Consider the following 21,035-nt stretch of genomic DNA (forward strand, 5'->3'; position numbering starts at 1 on the left):
CAGCCTAGCGCGAATAGTAGGTATAGGTTTCGCGAATCCCGTCAGCAAAATCGGTGATTTGATCACCCAAAAGCACCTTCACATCCTCTGCCGAGGCGATCACGTCGCGCGGCTCGGTCTTTAGAAGGTCTTCGGCAGGGATCTTGGTATAGTTCAATTTGTCGCCACTGGCGGCTTCGATAGCACTCACCACATCCATCAGGGTGGTCGAGACGCCTGCACCCAGCATATTCACGCGGTCATAGGCCTCGCCCTCGCGGACGCGCTTGGCTTGGGTGGCAATCCCGCGACCCACGTCCCCGGCATAGATGAAGTCGCGCGACTGCTTACCATCGCCATTGATGAACACCTCGCCGCCTTCGACGACGGCGCGCGTGAAGGCGTGGATGGCGCTTTTCTTCTTATCCGAGAAGCGGCCATAGACGTTGGTCATCCGAATGACCGAGAAGGTGCCGCCGCGCAGCTCGACGAGCTTCTCAAGGATCATTTCCTCGGCCGCTTTGGTCGCGCCATAGAAATTCTTGGGGCAATAGGCCGACGTGGTTTGCACTTCGAAAGTGCCATCAAACAGCGCGCCAGCGGTCGAGATCAGGATGAAGTGGTCGCCGGGCTGGACGGCCTCCATCACGAATTTCGAAGGGTTAGCGATGTTGGCGTCGATGAAGTCCAGAGGGCGGTCTTTCGATTCTGCAACGCGGGTCTCCCCGGCCAGAAAGACGAAAATGCGGCCACTGTCTTCGGATTTCTGCACTTCGAGAAAATCGATTGCGCCAGCGTCTTCATAGCCGCCTGCAAAGCTGGGCAGGTCCAAGGCTTCGTGCCCTGGCACAGCGTTGGACAGGTCATCGATTACCATGGGTTCCAGACCGTCGAACTGACCGTCCTGTGCGATCACATCCAGAATGTTGCGTCCCACGAAGCCAAAGCCTCCGATCAGCACCAGCGAAGTTGAATTTTTCATGTCTGTTTGCCCGGTAAAATATCTGCATTTGTTGCCCGTTCACCTAAAGCCCCCTGCCCCAAAGGTCAAACCTTGGAGCGCCAAAACGGGCCACTGTTCCCCTTTGGCACCTTGAGCCGATCGGGGCTGAGGGAAGAGCATTGACAAGCCCTGTAAATAAAGGGGAAAACCCACGGCGAACGGCGTGCGCGCCCACACAAGATCAAGGTTTTGAAAATGCACGATAATGCCGGCCAGAATGGCAACTTGGTTGCTGTTGTCGTGACATTTAACCGACTGGACAAGCTGAAGCTGACGCTGTCGAACCTGCTGAAGAACTCGCCTGCCGGGTTGGCCTCGATCGTGGTGGTGAACAATGCCAGCACCGATAGCACAGCGAATTGGCTGTCCACGCAAGATGATCCGCGGCTGGACATCCTGACGAGTGCAACCAATCGCGGTGGTGCAGGCGGGTTCGAGCAAGGGCTGCGCCACGCTCTGACCCAGCATCAGGCCGATTGGTATGTGGTGATGGATGACGACGCATGGCCCGAGCCGGGTATGTTGGACAACTTCATGTCGGTACAGCGCCCTGATGACACAGCAGTTGCGGCGGCGGTTTACTATCCTGATGGGCGCATCTGCGAAATGAACCGCCCGTCGGTAAACCCGTTCTGGTCGCCCCGCACTTTCCTGCGCACGTTGGTCAAACGGCGTGACGGCTATCACATCCCGCCCAGCGCCTATGAGGCCAACGCCCCTACCCCCATCGACCTTACGTCATTCGTCGGGCTCTTCATTTCGAAAAAGATGCTGCACACAGTGGGGCTGCCCGACCCGGGGCTGTTCATCTATGGCGATGACGTGATTTACACGCTGGGCCTGCGCAAACGTGGCTTCAAGATCAACTTCGATCCGTCCGTGCGCTTCGTGCATGACTGCTCGACCTTTCAGAAGGACGAAAAGAAGACCTATAAGCCACTGTGGAAAGTCTACTATGCCTATCGCAACGGGCTGATCATGTATCGACGTGCCGCTGGCATCTTGTTCTGGGCACTTCTTCCGATTCTGCTGTTTGCGTGGAAACGGGCCGCCAGCCGCTATGGCGATGACAAAGCGGCCTATGAGGCGCTGCGGCGTGCAGCGGTGTCAGACGGGCTGCGTCACCGCACCACGCGGTCGCACCCTGAAGTCATGGAAATGACAAAGCTCCAGGGCTGATCTAGTCGTCCAACCCGAACTTCTCTCGTAGACGTCGGCGCAGCTTGCGCAACTGATAAAAAGGGCGTTCAAGATCGCGAAGCCGTCTTGCGTGCTCGTTGGTCAGTTGATCCGATAGATCGTCGATCAGCTTCTGCTGCTCACCCACAATCCGGCTAAGATAAAACAGCGCGTCCTGATTGCCGTTTTTATAAAGAGTGCCGCCACCCACCGGAAAATCACCAAACAGCTTGTCGCGCCCGAGGGCCAGTTTCGCAAGTTCGTCATTGTCAGCGACACAGCGATCCAGAACTTTCTGACGCAACTCGGTCGATACAAAACTGCTGTTCTTGTCGTCCAGCTCGGGTAGGTCGTAAGCTTGGAACACTTTGCCAAACTCGACCGGTCGCACCGGGCCTTCATGAGTGCCATTGTGAAGCGCGTTCAAATAGCTTTGCGCGGGTCCAAGAGACACGTTCTTTTCACCCATCGCCTCGGTCAAAATAAGGTTGCTTGGGATTTCAAACACCTTGCACAGGAAGGGTACGCTACCACCTGCCTTGCGCATATCATCATAGGTCAAAACGCGGATACGATCCGCCCCTAACGCGGCCCAGATACGATACAGGCCGAGATAGTCCAAGGCATCCCAGTTGCGATCCAGCCAGTCCTCGGGTGCTTCGATCCCGCGTGACTGCATCATTTTGTGCTTCAACCCCCATTGGCGATAAGCGCTTTCGACCCAATCGTCCTGCCGACGCAAACAGATTGCAATCTCAAGCGACTTAAAGAGGCTAGAGTTGTCGATGAAACGTTCGATAACCTGCACAACAGCGGGCAGATCCGGAGCCATACCTATGGTTTCATTCGACCAGATGACGGTCGTGACGTCAGGGTTACTTGCTGCGGCTTTTTCCAAAGAGGCCAACGCAGAGGCAAGATGTTCTGGCTCACCTGCCAGATACTGCGCCTCGAGCTCTTCTCCTTCGGGGACCGCAAATTTGAGCCGCGGTCCGGCACACAGGAAGCCTGCCTCTCTCAACGGTTCAAAACTGTCCCGAATGGCATCCTGAAACGCAGTTGTCCCGGTCTTACCTAGCCCGACGTGAAGGATCAGCTTTGTCATGTGTCGATCCTTAGGGTGCTACGGCGAAGGTCGGCATGTCCGCCCCATCTGCAACAGATTTGCGGAACATATCAGCGGTGTCTAGCGCTTCGCGGATGGTGACGTCCATGTCGAGGTAACGATAGGTGCCCAGTCGGCCTACGAAGGTCACGCCCTTGGTGGTCTCGGCCAGCTCGACATAGTCTGCCAGCAAGGCTTTTTCATCCACCTGACGGATCGGGTAATACGGAATATCATCTGGGCCACAAGCGCGCGAAAACTCGCGATAGCAGACCGAGCCTTCATGCTCTTCCCACGGGCTGAAATACTTGTGTTCGGTGATGCGGGTGAAGGGGATGTCCTCTTCACCATAGTTCATCACGGCACAGCCCTGATAATCGCCCTCATAGGTGAAGCGTTCGAAGTCCAGCGTGCGATAGCCAAGGCGCCCCAGTTCGAAATCAAAGTACCCATCCAGCGGACCGGAATAAAATACGTGGTCGTATTGATCGGCCTGATCGCGGGTGAAGCGCGTGTTTAGATGGACGGTAATGGATGGATGATCCAAGATCTTCTCGACCATGGCCGTATAGCCGTCTTCTGGCATGCCTTGGAACTTGTGGAAGAAGTAGTTGTCATCGTAATTGAAGCGCACCGGCAGGCGCTTGAGGATGCTGGCGGGTAGTTCGGACGGCTGCATACCCCATTGCTTGATCGTGTAGCCTTTGAAGAAGGCCTCATACAGATCCTTACCGACAAACCGCAGGGCTTGTTCCTCGAAGGTCTCGGGATCCTCGATCGAAGTGTCGGCCTGTTCGCTGGTAATGAACTCCAGCGCCTCGTCGGGGCGCATGGAGCGACCAAAGAATTGGTTGATCGTATGCAGGTTGATCGGCAGCGAAAACACCGTGCCCTTCGAGGTCGTCTTTACGCGGTTTTTGAACGGCAGGAAATTGGCGTGACGGTTCACATAGTCCCAAACCTGCCCGTCATCCGTATGGAAGATATGCGGCCCATAGACATGAACCATGATCCCGGTTTCGCCGTCCCGTTCGGTGTGACAATTGCCTGCGATGTGATCGCGGCTTTCAACGATGGTGACCTGATGCCCGTCTTCGGCCAGCTCGCGCCCAATGACAGCGCCGCTCAGACCTGCTCCGACAAGTAAGATGTTCATCGCAATCTCCAACCTAAATATCCACGGCGTTGTTCCACATCACGGCTTTCTTGGCAAACGAGAATGGAGAAACAGAGATCGTTTTCAGTGACGCGCATATGCATAGGGGCCAGCCGCGACATGCAGCCAGCCCCTTTGCCAAAACACTGTAGGATCAGATGAACGAGATGTCGTCGACAAGGTCCAGAGCAGTGACAACACCTTCAACCGTCAGAGTATCACCATTGCTAAAAGTGATGACTGTGTTTCCGTTTACGATCGCGGCATTGTTCGTCAAGAGCTGCGTCGCATCGGTAACAGCCACAAGGCTTGCGTCGATTTCAATCGTATCACCTTCAGCGCTGTCGAAATCGGTGATCGAGTCATTTCCGGCATTGAACACAAAAACATCGGCATCATCGCCACCAGTCAAGACGTCGCTTCCAACTCCGCCTTCAAGGCGATCAACGCCAGTGCCGCCTAGCAAGGTATCATTCCCGGATCCGCCCCGCAGAACGTCGCTTCCGTCGTTACCATTCAGCGTGTCACCACCGCTAGAACCATAGAGGTTGTCGTTTCCTGCACCGCCATTCAGCTTGTCATTCCCGGTTTGCCCATAAATGTTATCATTCCCCAAACGACCGAAAACGATATCTGCGCCGCCGCCGCTGTGCAGATCATTATCAAGCTCGTTGCCATAAAGCTTGTCCTTGCCCCTACCGGTCTTGGCACTCTCAATCCAAGTGCTGTTTTCAATTTGGATGTTCTTGGTTTTTCCAAGGACATTTGAGAAAGCACCGGGATTAAGATCGATTTTCTGATTTCTGCCTGACTTCGAGAAGTCCATAACATCGTCGCCGCCCTGGTCAAAAATCGTCATGGCGCTGACAGGCTTGGCCTTTACGAAGTCCCTTGCCGGCCCCTTGGCATTCGAACCAAAGCCCCAGATGGTGTCGGCCGCATTTACCTGCCCCCCTCCGGAGGGCACGCCATACAGCTTGTGGATGGCGGCCAAATCCGCAGGCATCGGCGTCAAGATATATGCAAAGGAACCGGTAACATTCGGGTTCTCGGTTTGCGAGAAATAGGACATGACCGTCATCTGCCAGCTGTCATTCGAGAACCGTGCGTCCCCGGCAAACCCACCCGAGCCATTATAGTTCCCGGCATGGCCCAACCCCAGCGCATGACCGATTTCGTGCAGGAAGGTCTGATAGCCATAGCTGCTTAGATCGTATGCCTCGCCTTTGTACCACGATGTTGGGATATTCACCTTGGCCTTAACGATATCGCCATCGGAGTTGAACTTGGTAACAGCATAAGCGCCGGATTTATCACCTTGGACAAACTTGATGTCTGCGCTGCTTGCCTTGACGTGCTTGAAAGTTATCCCAGTCGCGGCGGACCACGCGGACAAGGCTTTCTTCGCAAACCACTTTCCAGCCTTTGACAGGTTCGAAACGTTATAGGTAAGGACCCGCCCCGGACGCAGGTCAAACGACGCATTCACAGGCTCTCCGAAATAGTTCGAAAAATCCACAGTGAGTTGCTTAACGAAATCGCTGATATCTCCATACGGTTTCGACGCGTATTTTGGTTGCGAGGTATAATTCTGCGGGGCAAGTGCCTGCTGAGGAAATTCGAAACTGGCGGTTTGCATGGCCATTGTCATCTCTGGCATCTCCACTTTTGGTCCATATGGCATCCGGTTCAACTGGAACTACAATTAGAACGGGAACTAAGGCAACATGACGACATGGCATTGCCATCAATTGGGCAATATGGCGCGCAATTGCTAGAAAACCAAATAGATTCAATTGCCAACAATTCCTAAACAAATTCCTGACGGCCGATAAACAGTCATTAACCCGAAGCCAACACACTCGAAGGGCGTCTTCTGACGCGTGGGTAAAAAATCGAGGGTGGTTGGGGTGACCATTTTTAGTTTCGCTGGCACCAGTTCTGGTGTCAGTCAGCTGTACGATTCCGGTATCTCGGATCTTCAGATCGTCTGGCAAGGCGGCCAAGCCTGCCTTGTATCGATCAGCGCATCCGCGAACGGATCAATGATCTATACCGTTGGCGCAGGGGGCGTGCTGACGCTGTCTGATCAGGTTTGGACAGGCGGCGGGGCGGTTTCATCGTCCACCCCCGTGCTCGAGACCGTTACGCATAACGGCACGACAGTTTTGCTAGCCTTTGGTCAAAGCGATTGGAGCATCGCCGGCCTAACACTGGAACCCGGTGCAAAGCTGTCGGATCCAACGCTCTTCCAATGGGGACCAAACGGGGTGGGATTACTGTCTGCTCTGCACACAACTACGATTGCCGGCAGTACGCATATCTATGCCGCCAGCATGACTGGCGCAGGCTTTTGCCACTATACGATCAACAGCGACAACGAATTCATCTTGCAAGGTAATTTCAGTCTGCCGGGATACCAAGCAGAACCGGATCTGATCGACTTTGACACCTTAGATTTCGGAACGCATCAGGTCCTGATTGCAGCGTCTTCGTCAGGTGACGGTGTCGTCAGTTACCTGCTTGACGCCGGGGGCACCCCGACGCTGGTTTCCGAGCATTCGGCTGACACAGTGCTGCCGGTTGACACGCCGACCAAACTGGCGACCGGCATGGTCGGGGGGCAGAATTTTGTCATCATGGCCAGCGCAGGAAGCTCCTCTCTAACCGTATTCGAAGTCGATCACACAGGCACGCTGACACCAGTAGACCACGTCATCGACAACAAGTTCACACGATTTTCGGACGTGACTGAAATGACCACGGTCGAGGTCGGGGACCGCCTGTATGTCATCGCAGGGGGATCGGATGACGGGTTGTCCCTGTTCACCCTTTTGCCCGACGGGACGCTGGTGCATCTGGACACAGTCTGGGACACAAATGCGACGGCGCTTCAGAACATCTCGGCCTTAGAAGCAGCGGTTGTGGACGGGCAAATTGTGGTCTTCGCCACCAGCGAGACCGAGGAAGGGATCACACGTTTCACAATTGACCCCGACCCTACTGGCATAACGCTGACGGGAGGTATTTCCGGAGACACGCTTACCGGTGGCGCAGACAGCGACACCATCCTTGGAGGCTATGGCGATGACACTCTGTCCGGCGCTGGCGGACGTGACATCCTCGGCGACGGCGCCGGTGCGGACACTCTGACGGGTGGGGCCGGGTCAGATCTGTTCATCCTGTGCAGCGACGACACCTTGGACACGATCACGGACTTCAATCCGGGTCAGGATATGCTGGATTTGAGCGGCTACCACATGCTGTACGACGCCAGCCAGCTTCAGATTACACCAACCGCTTGGGGAGCGATCCTGAACTATCAGGACGAGGACCTTCACGTCTATCGCGCGGGCGGGGGCACGCTGAACGCCTCTCATTTTCAAACCAAAGACACCGTGTTGTTGGATCGCCCACCGAACGGCTTCAACTATTTCCCCGAGACCGTGAGCGGCACCGCGGCAAACGACACAATCGAAGGCAATGCCGGCTTCGACACCCTGCATGGAATGGCCGGTGACGACGTGCTGAAGTGGTCTGGCGGCGGTGACCTTTTCTATGGCGGGGCTGGGATCGACACCGTGTCCTATGCAGAAGCAAACACCGGTGTCCTTGTGAATCTTTACACCGGCGAGACGGACATGGCCGCCTTAGGAGAACAGTTTGATTCCATAGAAAATTTACTGGGCTCGAGCTTCGACGACATCCTGATCGGAGACGCAGGGATCAACCATCTGATCGGGGGCGATGGGGACGACATTCTGTGCGGCGGTGCAGGACAGGACCAACTGGATGGCGGTGCGGGGCTGGACAGCGTGAGCTTCGCCCTAAGCACGCAAGCCATCACCATTTCACTTTTAAACGGAACCGGAGGAGACGGAGATATGTTGATCAGTATCGAAGGCGTTGTTGGAAGCATCCACGACGATGATGTCACAGGAGATGACGATGAAAACCGGCTGGAAGGCGGGGGTGGCGGCGACATTTTGTACGGCCTGGACGGTGATGACGAGCTGTTGGGAAATGACGGTGATGACACTCTGATCGGTGGCTATGGCGACGACATTCTGGATGGCGGCAACGGCGATGACATCCTGATCGGAGGTGAGGGCGCAGACCAGTTTATCGGTGGGGCCGGAATCGATACAGTGGATTACTCGGGGTTGGGATCCGCGTTGGTTCTGGATCTGAAAACTGGCCTTCGGGCAGGCTGGACAATAGGCGATCAATTCACCTCGGTCGAGGTCATCACTGCGACAGATTTCGATGACAATCTGGGCGGTTCAGATGCCAGTGAATCGCTCCTCGGCAACGGTGGAGATGACGCGATCCGCGCAAATGGCGGAGATGACACCGTGCTGGGCGGTAGTGGGAATGACAGTATTTGGGGTGGTACCGGAAACGACTTGGTCCTTGGGGGATCAGGTGACGATATGCTGTACGGTCAAGATGGGAATGACCGACTGGTTGGCGGTGCGGGGGCGGACACGTTGTACGGCGGATCGGGCACCGACATCGCGGATTACAGCAATGCGCGGGACGGCTTCATTTTCAATTTCGCCACCGGGCAACGCACCGGGGCTACAGCTGCGGACACATTTGATTCCATTGAGGGAATCTCAGGTGGGCTTGGCTCCGATCAATTGACCGGAGCCGCCGCTGATGACGTATTGGAGGGCGGCGGCGGTAACGATGTCATCGATGGTGGGGCCGGAAACGACCAGTTGATCGGCGGCGAGGGCAATGACCGTTTCTTGGCAGGCGACGGTGCTGATCTGTTTGATGGCTCCGCGGGTCGGGATGTGCTGGACATGCGTGCCAATACCGCTGCCGCGACGGTGGATCTGACAGACGGCACCGGGGGCGGCAGCATGGCAGGCGATCAGTTTGCTAATGTCGAGGTGCTGTGGGGAACCAACTACAATGACAGGTTCATCGGTGACGAGGCCAACAACAGACTAGTCGGCCGTGGCGGTGCGGACACCCTTGCTGGGGCCGACGGCAATGACAGCCTCTACGGAGGTAGCGGACGGGATCACCTGACTGGCGGGCGAGGAAATGACAAGCTGTACGGCAGCACTGGGTACGACAATCTGTCTGGTGGTTGGGGGCGCGACGTCCTACGCGGTGGAAGCGGCAATGACGTGATTGACGGCGGCGGCGGACGGGATGTGATGTTCGGAGGCCGAGGGCGCGACACGTTTCTTTTCAATGACGGTGCGGATCGCATCCGCGACTTCAACCACAAGCGGGAAAAGATCTTGTTCGATAGCGAGCTGTGGGGCGGTGGCCACAAGTCAGTGAAGCAAATCCTGAAATACGCCGATATCAAGCGCGGCAAGGCCGTGTTCGACTTTGGCGATGGGGACAAACTTGTTGTCGACGGGGTTTCGAGTCTCTCGCAGCTCTATGACAATATCGACTACTACTAGGGCTCACTTCAGGGGGGGGCTCGCTGCGATGCAACGTTCGGTGGCGTGTGATGGCGTTAATTATTTTCACCAATCACTCGGACGGGAATGACTTTTTCGCGGAGAGCCCCATGAGCCTATCACCTGTCCTGTCCCTTCCCCTGATCCAGCCGTCTCAGGCGCAGAAACACGTCACCCATAACGAAGCCCTTCGGCTGCTGGATGTGTTGGTCCAACTGACGGTCCTAAGCGCCGATGAAACCGCCCCGCCCGTCGCCGCGGCGGATGGAGACCGCCATATCGTTTCCAGCGGTGCTACCGGCGACTGGGTGGGTCAGGATCACAAAATCGCTATGCTGGAAAATGGCACGTGGCAGTTCTTTGTCCCGCTCGAGGGCTGGCGCGCCGATGTCACCGGCACAGCCACTCAGATGCGGTTCGACGGCAGTGCTTGGGCCGAGATCACGCCGGACACCAGCAATCTGAGCGTTGTGGGCGTAAACACCAGCGCGGATGCCACCAACCGACTAGCAGTGTCGTCAGACGCGACGCTTTTGACCCATGCAGGCGCATCGCATCAGCTGAAGGTCAATAAGGCCAGCAGCAGCGACACTGGATCTCTTCTGTTTCAGGACAACTGGTCCGGGCGTGCGGAAATGGGGTTGGCGGGGAATGACGACTTTTCGGTCAAGACCAGCGTCGATGGGTCCAGCTGGAACAACACGATTGTCGCCACCGGCGGCGGAGATGTGGGGATCGGCAAGACCCCAGACGCCAAGCTGGACGTGGACGGGGTGATGAAGCTGGCCCCTGTTCTGACGGCCAACTTGCCGGCCGCAGCAACCATTGGCGCAGGCGGGATTGCTTTCGTGTCAGATGCCAGCGGCGGTGCGCAACTGGCCTATTGCGATGGATCGGCATGGCGCAAAGTGTCAAATGGTTCGGCGCTCTAAGCTATAGCGCCTTAGTGCTTACTGCCCACGAATACGGGCAGCACGACGACCTGGCAGCGGCAACAACTTCGCCGCTGTCAGATACAGCACATACAGATCCAGCATCGGCGACTTGTTCCGGTGATAGATCATATCCAGATGCGCCTTGCGGGGGATGCAGCGACGCACATAGACGTCTTCCGATTCTTCTTGGGAATTACACTCCGCCAGCATCTTTTCTTCATGTGAGTGAAAGATGATCGAGGCTAGCCCAGTGATCCCCGGACGATCCAGCAGCACCTGCTGATAAATCTCGGGACAAGCGGCGACATAGCGCGGCTCGGGCGGGCGCGGGCCTACAAAGCTCATCTCGCCTTTCAAGACATTCCAAAGCTGCGGAAGTTCATCCAAACGATGGTTGCGCAAATAGCGACCCAATTTGGTTATCCGACCTTTCTTATGCCCCCCGGTGATCCCTACGTTCTCATGCGCAGGCACCGTCCGCATGGTGCGGATCTTCATCAGGTCAAATTCCTGCGTAAAGGTGGTGTTGCGGCGCGAGCGATAGATGAACGGGCGTCCATCCTTCACCAGCACCACGACATACAGCACCAGCAGTGCAGGAATCACCGGCACCAGAAGCACAAGTGCCAACACAATGTCGAGAAGTCGTTTCAACCTTTGCCCGTTCCGTTTCTTGCCTGCCGCCTCCCATGTCTGGAAGGTTGCCTCAGTCATTCCATTCTCCGGTGCCAAAGCCGCGACGGCCAACGGCACTATAGGCCGAGAAACCCGCACGCTCCGCATCCGATGGCGAATAGATGTTGCGCAGATCGGCCATAGCCGCTGTGTTCATGCATCCGGCCAACCGTTTCAGGTCCAGCGCACGGAACTCGTTCCACTCGGTCAACAGCACAACCGCATCCGCATTCTCGGCTGCCTTATACGCATCTTCGAACCAATGTGCACCCGGCAAAAGTGCTTCTCCCTCTGCAAGACCCTGAGGGTCTACCACGCGCACGGTGGCCCCGCCGCCGATCAGGGCTGGAACAATGGTCAAGCTGGGTGCGTCGCGCATATCATCTGTGTTGGGTTTGAAAGTGACGCCAAGCACGGCGATTGTCTTGCCTGAAACCGACCCGCCGCACATGTCGACCACCTTATCGATCATCCGGCGTTTGGCATCGTCATTCACGTTGATCACAGTCTCGGTGATCTGCATCGCCATGCCGTTTTCCTGCCCGATCCGGGCCAACGCCTTGGTGTCTTTCGGGAAGCAGCTGCCACCATAGCCGGGGCCAGCATGTAGGAACTTATTCCCGATGCGCCCATCCAGTCCGATGCCCTTCGACACCTGTTTGACGTCCGCATCGACGCGCTCACACAGCGCCGCGATTTCATTCATGAACGTGATCTTTGTCGCCAGAAACGCATTGGCCGCGTATTTGATCATCTCAGCGCTTTCCAGATCGGTCGTGACGATCGGGAAATCACGCAAGAAGAGCGGGCGATAGACGTCGGCCATGACCTGCTCGGCGCGGTCGCTTTCGACGCCAACCACCACACGATCGGGCCGCATGAAATCATCAATCGCGGCACCTTCGCGCAGGAATTCAGGGTTCGAGGCCACGTCGAATTCCAGATCTGGATTGGTCTTCGCGATCACCTCGGCCACGCGGCGATTGGTGCCGACTGGCACCGTCGATTTCGTAACCACCACAGCGTAGTGGTCCAGCGAATCAGCAATTTCTTCTGCAGCTGCAAAGACGTAAGTCAGGTCTGCATGGCCGTCTCCGCGGCGTGTGGGCGTGCCAACGGCAATAAAAATAGCATCGGCATCTGTAACGGCATTTTTCAAGTTTTCGGTGAATGTCAGACGTCCTGCTTGAACGTTCTTGGCCATTAAGTCTTCCAAGCCGGGTTCGTAAATCGGAACCTTGCCAGCTTCGAGCATTTGAATTTTACGCGGATCTTTGTCGACGCAAACAACTTCATGTCCAAAATCAGAAAAACAAACCCCGGAAACAAGCCCAACATAGCCCGTTCCAATCATCGCGATTTTCATCGGTCTTTTCTCTCATATACTTCAAAATACAGTGGAACTTTGGTGCGGGAAACGCCGCGCCAAGTCAATGGACAGCGCCATATTATTGCCTATAAATTGCCCCCCAGTTCCCCAATGACTTTATTAACTCTTAGATGGTAAACTGGATATCACCACTCATATTCGGAGCCACCAATGTTGCGCCCCATACAGACATTCTTGCTAACGGCATGCCTTGTCGCATTCCTATCGCCTGCTGAAGCTCAAGCTAAATGCGGCGTTCAGCGCGTAGCGGGTGCAGAAAAAACCATATCTTACAAAAAGTTAAATCAATCTCTGCTAGATGCTGCGATCCTTGCCGAAGTTAACTTTTACCGGTGCAAACACGGGCTGTCGAAGCTGACCCCTGCCAGTGGCTTGCGCAAGCAGGCCAGCAAGCATTCGCTGTGGATGGCGAGGTCCGGCAAGCTAAGCCACAAGGCAACCAGCGGGTCTTCGCGCACGCTTTCCAGCCGCCTGAAGTCCTCGGGCCAGAAGTTCAAGACGGGTGCAGAAAACATTGGGGTCATGCGCCTTTACAACATCGATGGTCGTCGTTTTCTGATTCGGTCGTCCGGGAAATGCGTTTTCACTACCCCAGCTGGCAAGCCTATCGGGCGGCACAGCTATCGCAGCTTGGCGCAGCTTGCGGTGCGTGAATGGATGGAATCACCAGGTCACCGGAAGAACATTTTGCGCCGAAATCTGCGCCATACCGGTGCCGGAGGGGGGATTCGCCCCAATTCTCGGCATTGTGGTGCGGTTTTCCTTACCCAGATATTTCTTGGTTGATATCGGGGTATTGCAACAGGGCCACAGGGTCTAAAACTTAGCTATCATATGGCGACTGATCCGAAAATCAGACTTCCAATGCTGTCTCTTGTGTGCAAAACAATCATGGACGGCTCGCTAAACCAGCGGTGCCCGCTAATTAATTATGGAGTATGAGACATGAAAAAAGTCATGACCCTTGCCGCTGCTGGCATGTTCGCCCTGACCGCACCTGCTTTTGCTGGCGGCTACAGCGACCCGGTTGTTGAAGAAGAAATCGTAGTAGTAGAAGAAGCTGCAAGCTCGCTGGGCAACACCGGCGCAGCACTGCTGGGCCTGGCCCTGATTGCTGGCATCATCGCTGCTTCGGATTCGTCGAGCGAATAATATCGACTGCTTCGCAAGAAGCTTTCGGTTGAAACGGCAAGCCTTCGGGCTTGCCGTTTTTCGTTAGAGGGGACATGATTCCACCAAGGCGTGCACAAGCCACGTGTGGATTGAGATCATGTAGCCGGAGTCCTCTGACGTGAAAAAGATCGTTCCGATCGTATTGGCCGGCGGTATCGGAACCCGGCTGTGGCCAATCTCACGGCAATCCTATCCCAAACAATTTCGAAAACTGGGTGCTACAGACAGCCTGTTTCAAAGCACTATCAAGCGTTTTCAAAGCCCGCTCTACCAACGCTCCATCGTCGTGACAAACGAAAGCTATCGCTTCCATGTGGTCGAGCAGATGGGAGAGATCGCAACCCTGCCCGAACAGATCCTGCTTGAGCCTATGTCACGCAACACGGCCCCGGCGATTTTGGCCGCGACAATGGCGGCGATGGGCAAAGACCCGGATGCCATTTGTGTTGTCACTCCATCGGACCACTTGATGCCTGATCATACGCTATTCTCCGAGAGCGTGACAAAGGGGCTTAGAGCAGTTCAAGCAGGTCACATGGTCACATTCGGCGTCACCCCCGACCGGGCCGAGACCGGGTACGGCTATCTTGAACTGGCCGCCACCCCGTCTGCAGGTCAGGATGCAATCCAGCTGGAAAGTTTCACCGAGAAGCCCGATGCCCAGACAGCCGCGCAAATGCTGGCGGGCGGACGTCATCTGTGGAATGCCGGGATCTTTCTTTATCGTGCCCGCGACATGATCGCTGCCTTCGAGGCCCATGCGCCCGAAATGCTGCCCCCGGTCCGCGCCGCGTTGAACGACAAAGAACTGGATTTGGGCTTCACCCGTTTGCCGCAGGACCACTGGGCCGCGCTGCCTGATCTGTCGATCGACTATGCCATCATGGAAAAGCAGCGCGACCTGCATGTAGTGCCGTATGACGGCCGCTGGTCGGATCTGGGCAGCTGGCAGAGTGTCTGGCGCGACGACGTAAGCGACGCCTCCGAGCAAGGTACTGTGACACTGGGCGACAGCCATGCGGTCGACTGTCAATCGTCTCTGCTTATGGCTGATCATCCGGAACAGCTGCTGGTCGGACTGGGGCTTGAAAACGTCATTGCGGTTGCGACCAAGGACGCGGTCCTGGTGGCCGATAAAAGCCGCTCATCCGAGATCGGGGCACTGGTTAAGAACCTGGCCAAGCGCGGGAAAGAGCAAGCCAGAACGATGCCCCGCGACTATCGTCCATGGGGCTGGTTCGAGCGCCTAGTCGCCGGGCCGGGTTTTCAGGTGAAGATTATCACGGTGCATCCGGGCGGTGTGCTTTCGTTGCAATCACACGAGAGTCGGGCGGAACATTGGGTGGTGGTCGAAGGCTGCCCGACAGTGACTATAGGGCCAGACAGTTTCGACGTTCCCGCAAACCAGTCCGTCTTTGTGCCCTTGGGCGCGCAGCATCGGCTGGAAAACAACGGTATACAGGACACAGTGCTGATCGAAGTCCAGACCGGTGCTTATCTGGGCGAGGATGACATCACGCGCTACGAAGACGCCTATGCGCGAAACTAGCACATAGGCGATCCCAGGTTACATGCGCAGGTTCTGAATGGCCAAGCTACCGAGGCGCTGACCGACCCATTGGCTGGATTTCAGCACACGGCCGGCCCCATCCACCCAATAGATATTGGTGAAGGCAATCTGATCCTTGCGGCAGCTTTCCTTCATGATGACGGCATTTGCGTTTACTTCACCTACGGCGACCTTTTCAGTACCGGAACGGCGTAGGGAGCAGCTCAACGTCAGCTCTGTCGTCTGCCCAAGATCACCTAGGTAATAATGCTTACGTGTATAGTCCGCATCGCGGCGCGACGTGATCGCCGAGACCGCCGCATCGATGCGCGAAGACATCAGATCTTCACCCAGACCACGTGTGTTGGACATGACCCCGCGTTGATAGGTGATCCCCTGCCCCGGAGCGCTGCCCCAGGTCACGTGATCGCCATTACGGCCAACAGGGTTCATCGCCAGCACGGCCTTGGTGTCCAGTCGGACAACGATGGCAATCGGACCTTTCGTGGCCGACAGCGCCTTGGCGACAAGTTGGTTGGGATCGGCAGGGGCGGCAGGTTGCCCGGACGCGGCTTTCGCGCTGGACTTGCCACCCGAAACCTTCGAGGTGATTTTGCCTGTTGCTTGCTTCAGGAACCCGGCAGTCGCCTTGGACAGCTCAGTTTCCTGTGTGTCCGACCCACAAGCGGCCAAACCAGCAATGCACAAGGCCAAACCTGCCGCGCGCAGCGGCTTTGTCAGATTAAATCCCAGCACTGTTTACCTCCAGAATTTGCCCCAGCGGCCTGCATAGGCGTCGCCGTGACCTTCTTCGACCCAGTCGAACAGGCGACCGTCAACCTTCAGGCGTGCGCCGCCGTCACGCTCAAGCGAACGCAGCTCGGCCGCGCTTTCGCTTTTTGACGGGGTGCCCAAAGCCCACTCGAACGGGATCGAAATACGAATACCCTTGTCGAACGAGCCTTCGCCGAAATCTTCGGCCGAGACGTTGGTCTTTGTGAAATAACCACCGATCTTCCAGCCATTGGCAAAGGTCCGGTCGACCGAGAAGGTCGCGCCATAGTCCCCAGCCAGATAGCGGCCCGCATCCACACGGGTCGAGAAGCCATTTCCGAAATCGTAGTAAGCCGAGACATGGCCGGTTACGATATCATAATCGCGGAACCCAAACAGCTGGTCATAGTCACGCTGCTTGACCCATGCGACCTCGGCACCGACGGCCAGCGGACTGTCCACGGGTTTCCACAGCACTTCGGCAGACACACCGCCGAACATCTTTTCCAGGTAGCCAACGGTGACGCGGCTATAAAGGTTCTTGCCGGGGCGTTCATACCACGACGCGGTCAGATGCTCGATCGCGGGGTCGCCCTGTTGAGCGTAAAGCGCACCATCGGTCCGAACATGCGGCAGAACAGAAGTGTCCAGATGCACGTCATCATCCAAGTTGCCCCAGATGCTTTTCTGGATCGCACCCGACAGGATGATATTCGGTGCAAGCTCGTATTTCGCGCTCAGACGCAGCCCGAAATCGCCACGAACCGGGCTGGACGGGTCAAAGAAACTGATTGCCATATACGGGGCCAGAGCCCACGTGAACCGCGTGTCGCCGTTCGGCAGGTCCGCATTTTTCAACGCGGTTGGTGCGGATTCATCAATGGTGACGCGTTCGTAGATGTCGATGGCAGGCGCGTGTTCCAACCGTTCGATGTCGCTGCGACGCATGGTGACAGTCGACAGCGGAATGCCGTTCTGTGTGACCGTGATCTTGAAGGTCTCGACCGAAGGCGGCAGGGCATGGGTCAGGACACGCGCGGTGCGCCCGATGGCCTGCGGCTGCGAGTTGTAGCGCTTATTGTCGATCTTCAGCTCGGCTTTGGTCGCGGTCAATGCCAGCGCTTTCAGGCGGATGCCTTCTTTGCCAAGAGCATCAGTGACAACTTTACGGATGCCGGCCTGATCTTCTGAAGTGGACACCCAATCAGTGCCCCAAGCCGCTGAATCAGCACGCGACGGGCGCGGCTTGACTGGCAGCGGGGCCTTTTCGTTACCCGAGCGTGCCTGCGGGGTGCGCGGGTTCAAGCGAATGGTCAACCCAGCCCCGAACATGCTGCCCGCAACATAAGAAGCGTTCAGGTGAAGGGCCGGTGACACCTCGTAATCGATGCCGAAGTTGAAGGGCGAGTTGTATTCCATCGTCCCGCGCGCAGTCTCTCGCACGAACGCATCCGAAGAGTATTCGGCCTTGAAGGTCAGCTTGTCGTTGACCTTATAGCTGAGGCCCGCGAAGGGCGCGAAATCACCACGGAACCACTGACCAACATTCAGGTTGCCGCCCCGTCCAGCGTCCCAATCCGGGCGAGCATCCCCGATCTGGCCAATAGGATTGTGCGAGGCCAGACGCCCCCAACCCAAACCACCGTGAACCCGCAGCTTGTCGCCGAAACCCTTGGTCGCGACGACATATTCGCCCGAATAGATCCCGGTGCCGATGAAGTCACGGATGCCCACCGAAACGGCTGGCAGGTATTTCGATTCATTCAGAACGCGGTATTGCAGGTCAAAGCTGCGGTCGAAGAAATCCTGACCGCGCAGCGGGCCGCTGTTCCAGAAATTGTCCAGCTTCGTATAGCGGAAGCTACCCGACAGGCGGGGCAGAATCTGGAATGTCAGGGTGCCGTTCGCGTTCGGACCAAATTGCGAATAGGAAAACGCCAGCTCGCTGTCGGCCGCAACCTCGGCGGTTGGTGTCAGGATCAGGCCCGGCGTCCCGAACAGCGTATAGCTTGTCGTCTCAGTCCCGACCTGAGCATATGCAGGCGTTGCAGCCGTGGCCAGAAGGCCAAGTGCCGCGTATTTGATGTAATCCACCCGTGCAGTAGTCACCGCAGTCTCCGTCTAACGTCTTTTTTCCAATCTCAATACGTGATCCACGCGATCAACGCACGTAAAACATATCCGCCGTGGCGGTTTGTGGAGAATTGTCGCGCAATTGCACAAGTTCCCTCGCGTCGGCTTAGCGTGTGTAACGCCACGTTACCAGTCCGATTGCAGCATGCGCGGCGTATAGTTTGAAAAACAACGTCAAATCGGAGGCCCCCATGAGCCTGTTTTCGCCCTCGGCCAGCTGGATCAGCGACGAACATCGCATGTTTGCAGATATGACCAACCGCTTCTTCGCGGACGAGCTTAGCCCCAATATCGAACGGTGGGTCGATCAGGGCATTGTCGACCGTGAGTTTTGGCACACGGCCGGACAGGCAGGGATCATGGGCGGCGCAACACCGGAAGAGTATGGCGGCGCAGGCGGCGATATGGGGTTCGAAAGTGTCGTGATTTACGAACAAACGCGCACCGGCGATTGCGGCTGGGGATACGGCATTCAATCGATCGTCACGCACTACATCACCGCCTATGGCACCGAAGAACAGAAGGCACGCTGGCTACCGGGCCTTGCCTCGGGCGAGATCGTGGGCGCGATTGCGATGACCGAGCCGGGCACCGGGTCCGACCTTCAGGCTGTAAAAACGCGGGCCGAGAAAGACGGCAACCAGTACAAGATCAACGGATCGAAGATCTTCATCACCAATGGACAGGCCGCTGACTTGGTCATCACCGTGTGTAAAACCGATCCTGCAGCCGGGTCGAAAGGTGTCTCGTTGATCGTTGTAGAACCAGATCAATGCGAGGGCTTCCAGCGCGGAAAGAACCTGAAAAAGCTGGGTATGAAGGCCAATGACACATCCGAGCTGTTCTACGAAGACGTAAAGGTGCCGCTGACCAATCTTCTCGGATCGGAAGAGGGTCAGGGCTTTTATCAACTGATGCGCCAACTGCCCTGGGAACGTCTGCTGATTGCCATTCAGGCGCTTGGTGCGATTGATTTCGCGCTCGAGCAGACCGTGGCGTACACGCAGGAACGTAAAGCCTTTGGGCAGCGCGTAATGGATTTCCAGAACACGCGCTTCAAATTGGCCGAGTGCAAAACCAAGGCCGAGGTGCTGCGCAGCTTCGTCAATGACTGCATTGCGCAGCTGATCGCAGGAACTTTGGACGCCCCCACAGCCTCGATGGCGAAATACTGGGGCAGCGAGGTGCAGAACGAAATCATGCATGAATGTCTGCAGCTGTTCGGAGGCTATGGATATATGACCGAGTACCCAATCGCGCGACTTTATGCGGATGCACGGGTCCAGATGATCTATGGCGGGACGAATGAGATCATGAAGGAATTGATCGCGCGGTCGATTGACGTGTAAACGGGGCTACTCCTCGCCTTTATGCCTACTCTTCCAAAGGATCGCGACATGAACGCAGAAAAGCCCCTTACGGGATTGAAAGTCGTTGAGATCCAAGGACTTGGCCCAACACCCTTCGCAGCCATGTGGCTGGCGGATATGGGGGCGGATGTGGTGCGCATTCAACGTCCGAACCTGAAGGCGCTGATCCCGCAGAAGGTAGATGTGCTGAACCGAGGGCGCGGTTTCGTCGAACTGGATCTGAAGTCAGACGCCGACCGCGCCACCGCGCACGACCTGATCTGCCATGCCGACATGTTGATCGAAGGGATGCGCCCGGGCGTAATGGAGCGTCTTGGGCTTGGCCCCGAGGATTTCCCTGCCAACCCAGCATTGGTCTATGGCCGCATGACCGGCTGGGGGCAAAGCGGCCCGCTGGCCCATGCAGCCGGGCATGACATCAATTACATCGCCATCTCGGGCGCGCTTCATGCGATTGGCGGCGATCATCCGGTGCCGCCTTTGAACCTCTTGGGCGACTTCGGTGGCGGCGGCATGTATCTGGTGGCCGGGATGCTAGCAGCCCTCCACGCAGCGAAAACCACCGGCCAAGGGCAGGTGGTCGACGCGGCCATCACCGACGGCACCGCTCATCTGATGGCGATGATCTATTCCCTTTATGGATCAGGTATCTGGGCTGACACGCGCGAGGCCAACCTTCTGGACGGCGGCGCACCTTTCTACACGGTCTATGAATGTGCATGTGGCGGGCACATGACAGTGGGCGCTCTGGAAGCCAAGTTTTATGCCGAATTCATCGAGCGGATCGGTCTTGCCGATGCCGATCTGCCCGCCCAGCACGACGTCGAGGGATGGCCCCAGCTGCGCGCAGCCTTTGCGAAACGCTTTAAGGAAAAGGCCCGCGACGCATGGGCTGAATTGTTGGAAGGCACAGACGCCTGTTGCGCCCCTGTCCTGTCGATGGCCGAGGCTCCAGCCCACCCGCACAACGCAGCCCGGAGCAGTTTCGCCACGATCGACGGGGTGGCGCAGCCTAGCCCAGCCCCCCAAATGTCAAAGAGCATTCTGCCTGCCGAAGCCGGGGAAGAAAAAGCGCCTCTGAACGTTTCCGACGTTCTGTCCCGCTGGGCCCGCTGAGCCATCGGATCGTCTCTGGCGCGTTTGACGCCTTCGAAAGAAAAAGTCGAAAAAACTTCAACTTTC

General features: G+C 56.8%; 16 protein-coding genes. 8 read left to right on the top strand and 8 right to left on the bottom strand.

Going from position 1 to position 21,035, the window contains the following annotated elements:
• Positions 1-4: 4 nt before the first annotated feature.
• On the bottom strand, positions 5-961 hold the full coding sequence (locus ACP15F_RS12190) for an NAD-dependent epimerase/dehydratase family protein (RefSeq protein ID WP_424941103.1): 957 nt from the start codon (positions 959-961) through the stop codon (positions 5-7).
• Positions 962-1,177: 216 nt separating this feature from the next.
• Between ACP15F_RS12190 and ACP15F_RS12195 the strand changes: the two genes are divergently transcribed.
• A complete protein-coding gene (locus tag ACP15F_RS12195; protein ID WP_424941104.1) occupies positions 1,178-2,161 on the top strand; it encodes a glycosyltransferase in 984 nt (327 codons plus the stop codon).
• Between the two features lies 1 nt (position 2,162).
• On the opposite strand, the gene ACP15F_RS12200 is transcribed toward ACP15F_RS12195, so the two are convergent.
• From ACP15F_RS12200 to ACP15F_RS12210, 3 genes are all read right to left on the bottom strand, one after another.
• Positions 2,163-3,266 carry a hypothetical protein gene (locus tag ACP15F_RS12200; RefSeq protein WP_424941105.1) on the bottom strand — a complete coding sequence of 368 codons (1,104 nt, stop codon included), beginning with the start codon at positions 3,264-3,266 and terminating at the stop codon, positions 2,163-2,165.
• Positions 3,267-3,276: 10 nt separating this feature from the next.
• A complete protein-coding gene (gene glf / locus ACP15F_RS12205; RefSeq protein WP_424941106.1) occupies positions 3,277-4,422 on the bottom strand; it encodes a UDP-galactopyranose mutase in 1,146 nt (381 codons plus the stop codon).
• 154 nt (positions 4,423-4,576) lie between these two features.
• Positions 4,577-6,082 carry a M10 family metallopeptidase gene (locus ACP15F_RS12210; RefSeq protein WP_424941107.1) on the bottom strand — a complete coding sequence of 502 codons (1,506 nt, stop codon included), beginning with the start codon at positions 6,080-6,082 and terminating at the stop codon, positions 4,577-4,579.
• A 250-nt stretch (positions 6,083-6,332) separates the two neighbouring features.
• On the opposite strand from ACP15F_RS12210, the gene ACP15F_RS12215 reads away from it, so the two are divergent.
• On the top strand, positions 6,333-9,854 hold the full coding sequence (locus tag ACP15F_RS12215) for a calcium-binding protein (RefSeq protein WP_424941108.1): 3,522 nt from the start codon (positions 6,333-6,335) through the stop codon (positions 9,852-9,854).
• Positions 9,855-9,964: 110 nt separating this feature from the next.
• A complete protein-coding gene (locus ACP15F_RS12220; protein WP_424941109.1) occupies positions 9,965-10,786 on the top strand; it encodes a DUF2793 domain-containing protein in 822 nt (273 codons plus the stop codon).
• A gap of 18 nt (positions 10,787-10,804) precedes the next feature.
• Here the strand turns inward: ACP15F_RS12220 and ACP15F_RS12225 are convergent, their stop codons facing one another.
• Positions 10,805-11,503, bottom strand: a complete 699-nt coding sequence (locus ACP15F_RS12225) for a sugar transferase (protein WP_424941110.1) — start codon at positions 11,501-11,503, stop codon at positions 10,805-10,807.
• A complete protein-coding gene (locus ACP15F_RS12230) occupies positions 11,496-12,830 on the bottom strand; it encodes a UDP-glucose dehydrogenase family protein (RefSeq protein WP_424941111.1) in 1,335 nt (444 codons plus the stop codon). The genes ACP15F_RS12225 and ACP15F_RS12230 overlap by 8 nt, the downstream gene beginning before the upstream one ends.
• A 174-nt stretch (positions 12,831-13,004) precedes the next feature.
• Here ACP15F_RS12230 and ACP15F_RS12235 point away from each other — a divergent pair, with 174 nt between their 5' ends.
• From ACP15F_RS12235 to ACP15F_RS12245, 3 genes are all read left to right on the top strand, one after another.
• A complete protein-coding gene (locus tag ACP15F_RS12235) occupies positions 13,005-13,640 on the top strand; it encodes a CAP domain-containing protein (protein WP_424941112.1) in 636 nt (211 codons plus the stop codon).
• Positions 13,641-13,799: 159 nt separating this feature from the next.
• Complete coding sequence (locus ACP15F_RS12240) at positions 13,800-14,006, top strand: hypothetical protein (RefSeq protein WP_424941113.1); 207 nt, start codon at positions 13,800-13,802, stop codon at positions 14,004-14,006.
• 139 nt (positions 14,007-14,145) lie between these two features.
• Positions 14,146-15,576: a mannose-1-phosphate guanylyltransferase/mannose-6-phosphate isomerase gene (locus tag ACP15F_RS12245; protein WP_424941114.1), complete on the top strand. Its 1,431-nt coding sequence runs from the start codon at positions 14,146-14,148 to the stop codon at positions 15,574-15,576.
• Positions 15,577-15,594: 18 nt separating this feature from the next.
• Here the strand turns inward: ACP15F_RS12245 and ACP15F_RS12250 are convergent, their stop codons facing one another.
• On the bottom strand, positions 15,595-16,332 hold the full coding sequence (locus ACP15F_RS12250) for a YjbF family lipoprotein (protein ID WP_424941115.1): 738 nt from the start codon (positions 16,330-16,332) through the stop codon (positions 15,595-15,597).
• A 3-nt stretch (positions 16,333-16,335) separates the two neighbouring features.
• The gene (locus ACP15F_RS12255; RefSeq protein ID WP_424941116.1) at positions 16,336-18,459 is read right to left on the bottom strand and encodes a YjbH domain-containing protein; all 2,124 of its coding nucleotides are present in this window, start codon (positions 18,457-18,459) and stop codon (positions 16,336-16,338) included.
• A 215-nt stretch (positions 18,460-18,674) separates the two neighbouring features.
• On the opposite strand from ACP15F_RS12255, the gene ACP15F_RS12260 reads away from it, so the two are divergent.
• Together ACP15F_RS12260 and ACP15F_RS12265 are read left to right on the top strand one after the other, a co-directional pair.
• Complete coding sequence (locus ACP15F_RS12260; RefSeq protein WP_424941117.1) at positions 18,675-19,832, top strand: acyl-CoA dehydrogenase family protein; 1,158 nt, start codon at positions 18,675-18,677, stop codon at positions 19,830-19,832.
• 48 nt (positions 19,833-19,880) lie between these two features.
• Positions 19,881-20,969: a CaiB/BaiF CoA transferase family protein gene (locus ACP15F_RS12265; protein WP_424941118.1), complete on the top strand. Its 1,089-nt coding sequence runs from the start codon at positions 19,881-19,883 to the stop codon at positions 20,967-20,969.
• Positions 20,970-21,035: the final 66 nt, after the last annotated feature.

The sequence above is a fragment of the Aliiroseovarius sp. S253 genome (assembly GCF_049800855.1).
Classification (GTDB): domain Bacteria; phylum Pseudomonadota; class Alphaproteobacteria; order Rhodobacterales; family Rhodobacteraceae; genus Aliiroseovarius.

Bases quoted from the DNA above. Each gene is read 5' to 3' on its own strand.
- ACP15F_RS12200 (WP_424941105.1), bottom strand. From the start codon at position 3,266: ATGACAAAGCTGATCCTTCACGTCGGGCTAGGTAAGACCGGGACAACT.
- ACP15F_RS12225 (WP_424941110.1), bottom strand. From the start codon at position 11,503: ATGACTGAGGCAACCTTCCAGACATGGGAGGCGGCAGGCAAGAAACGG.
- ACP15F_RS12260 (WP_424941117.1), top strand. From the start codon at position 18,675: ATGAGCCTGTTTTCGCCCTCGGCCAGCTGGATCAGCGACGAACATCGC.
- ACP15F_RS12230 (WP_424941111.1), bottom strand. From the start codon at position 12,830: ATGAAAATCGCGATGATTGGAACGGGCTATGTTGGGCTTGTTTCCGGG.
- ACP15F_RS12195 (WP_424941104.1), top strand. From the start codon at position 1,178: ATGCACGATAATGCCGGCCAGAATGGCAACTTGGTTGCTGTTGTCGTG.
- ACP15F_RS12220 (WP_424941109.1), top strand. From the start codon at position 9,965: ATGAGCCTATCACCTGTCCTGTCCCTTCCCCTGATCCAGCCGTCTCAG.
- ACP15F_RS12265 (WP_424941118.1), top strand. From the start codon at position 19,881: ATGAACGCAGAAAAGCCCCTTACGGGATTGAAAGTCGTTGAGATCCAA.
- ACP15F_RS12190 (WP_424941103.1), bottom strand. From the start codon at position 961: ATGAAAAATTCAACTTCGCTGGTGCTGATCGGAGGCTTTGGCTTCGTG.
- glf (WP_424941106.1), bottom strand. From the start codon at position 4,422: ATGAACATCTTACTTGTCGGAGCAGGTCTGAGCGGCGCTGTCATTGGG.
- ACP15F_RS12210 (WP_424941107.1), bottom strand. From the start codon at position 6,082: ATGCCAGAGATGACAATGGCCATGCAAACCGCCAGTTTCGAATTTCCT.
- ACP15F_RS12235 (WP_424941112.1), top strand. From the start codon at position 13,005: ATGTTGCGCCCCATACAGACATTCTTGCTAACGGCATGCCTTGTCGCA.
- ACP15F_RS12240 (WP_424941113.1), top strand. From the start codon at position 13,800: ATGAAAAAAGTCATGACCCTTGCCGCTGCTGGCATGTTCGCCCTGACC.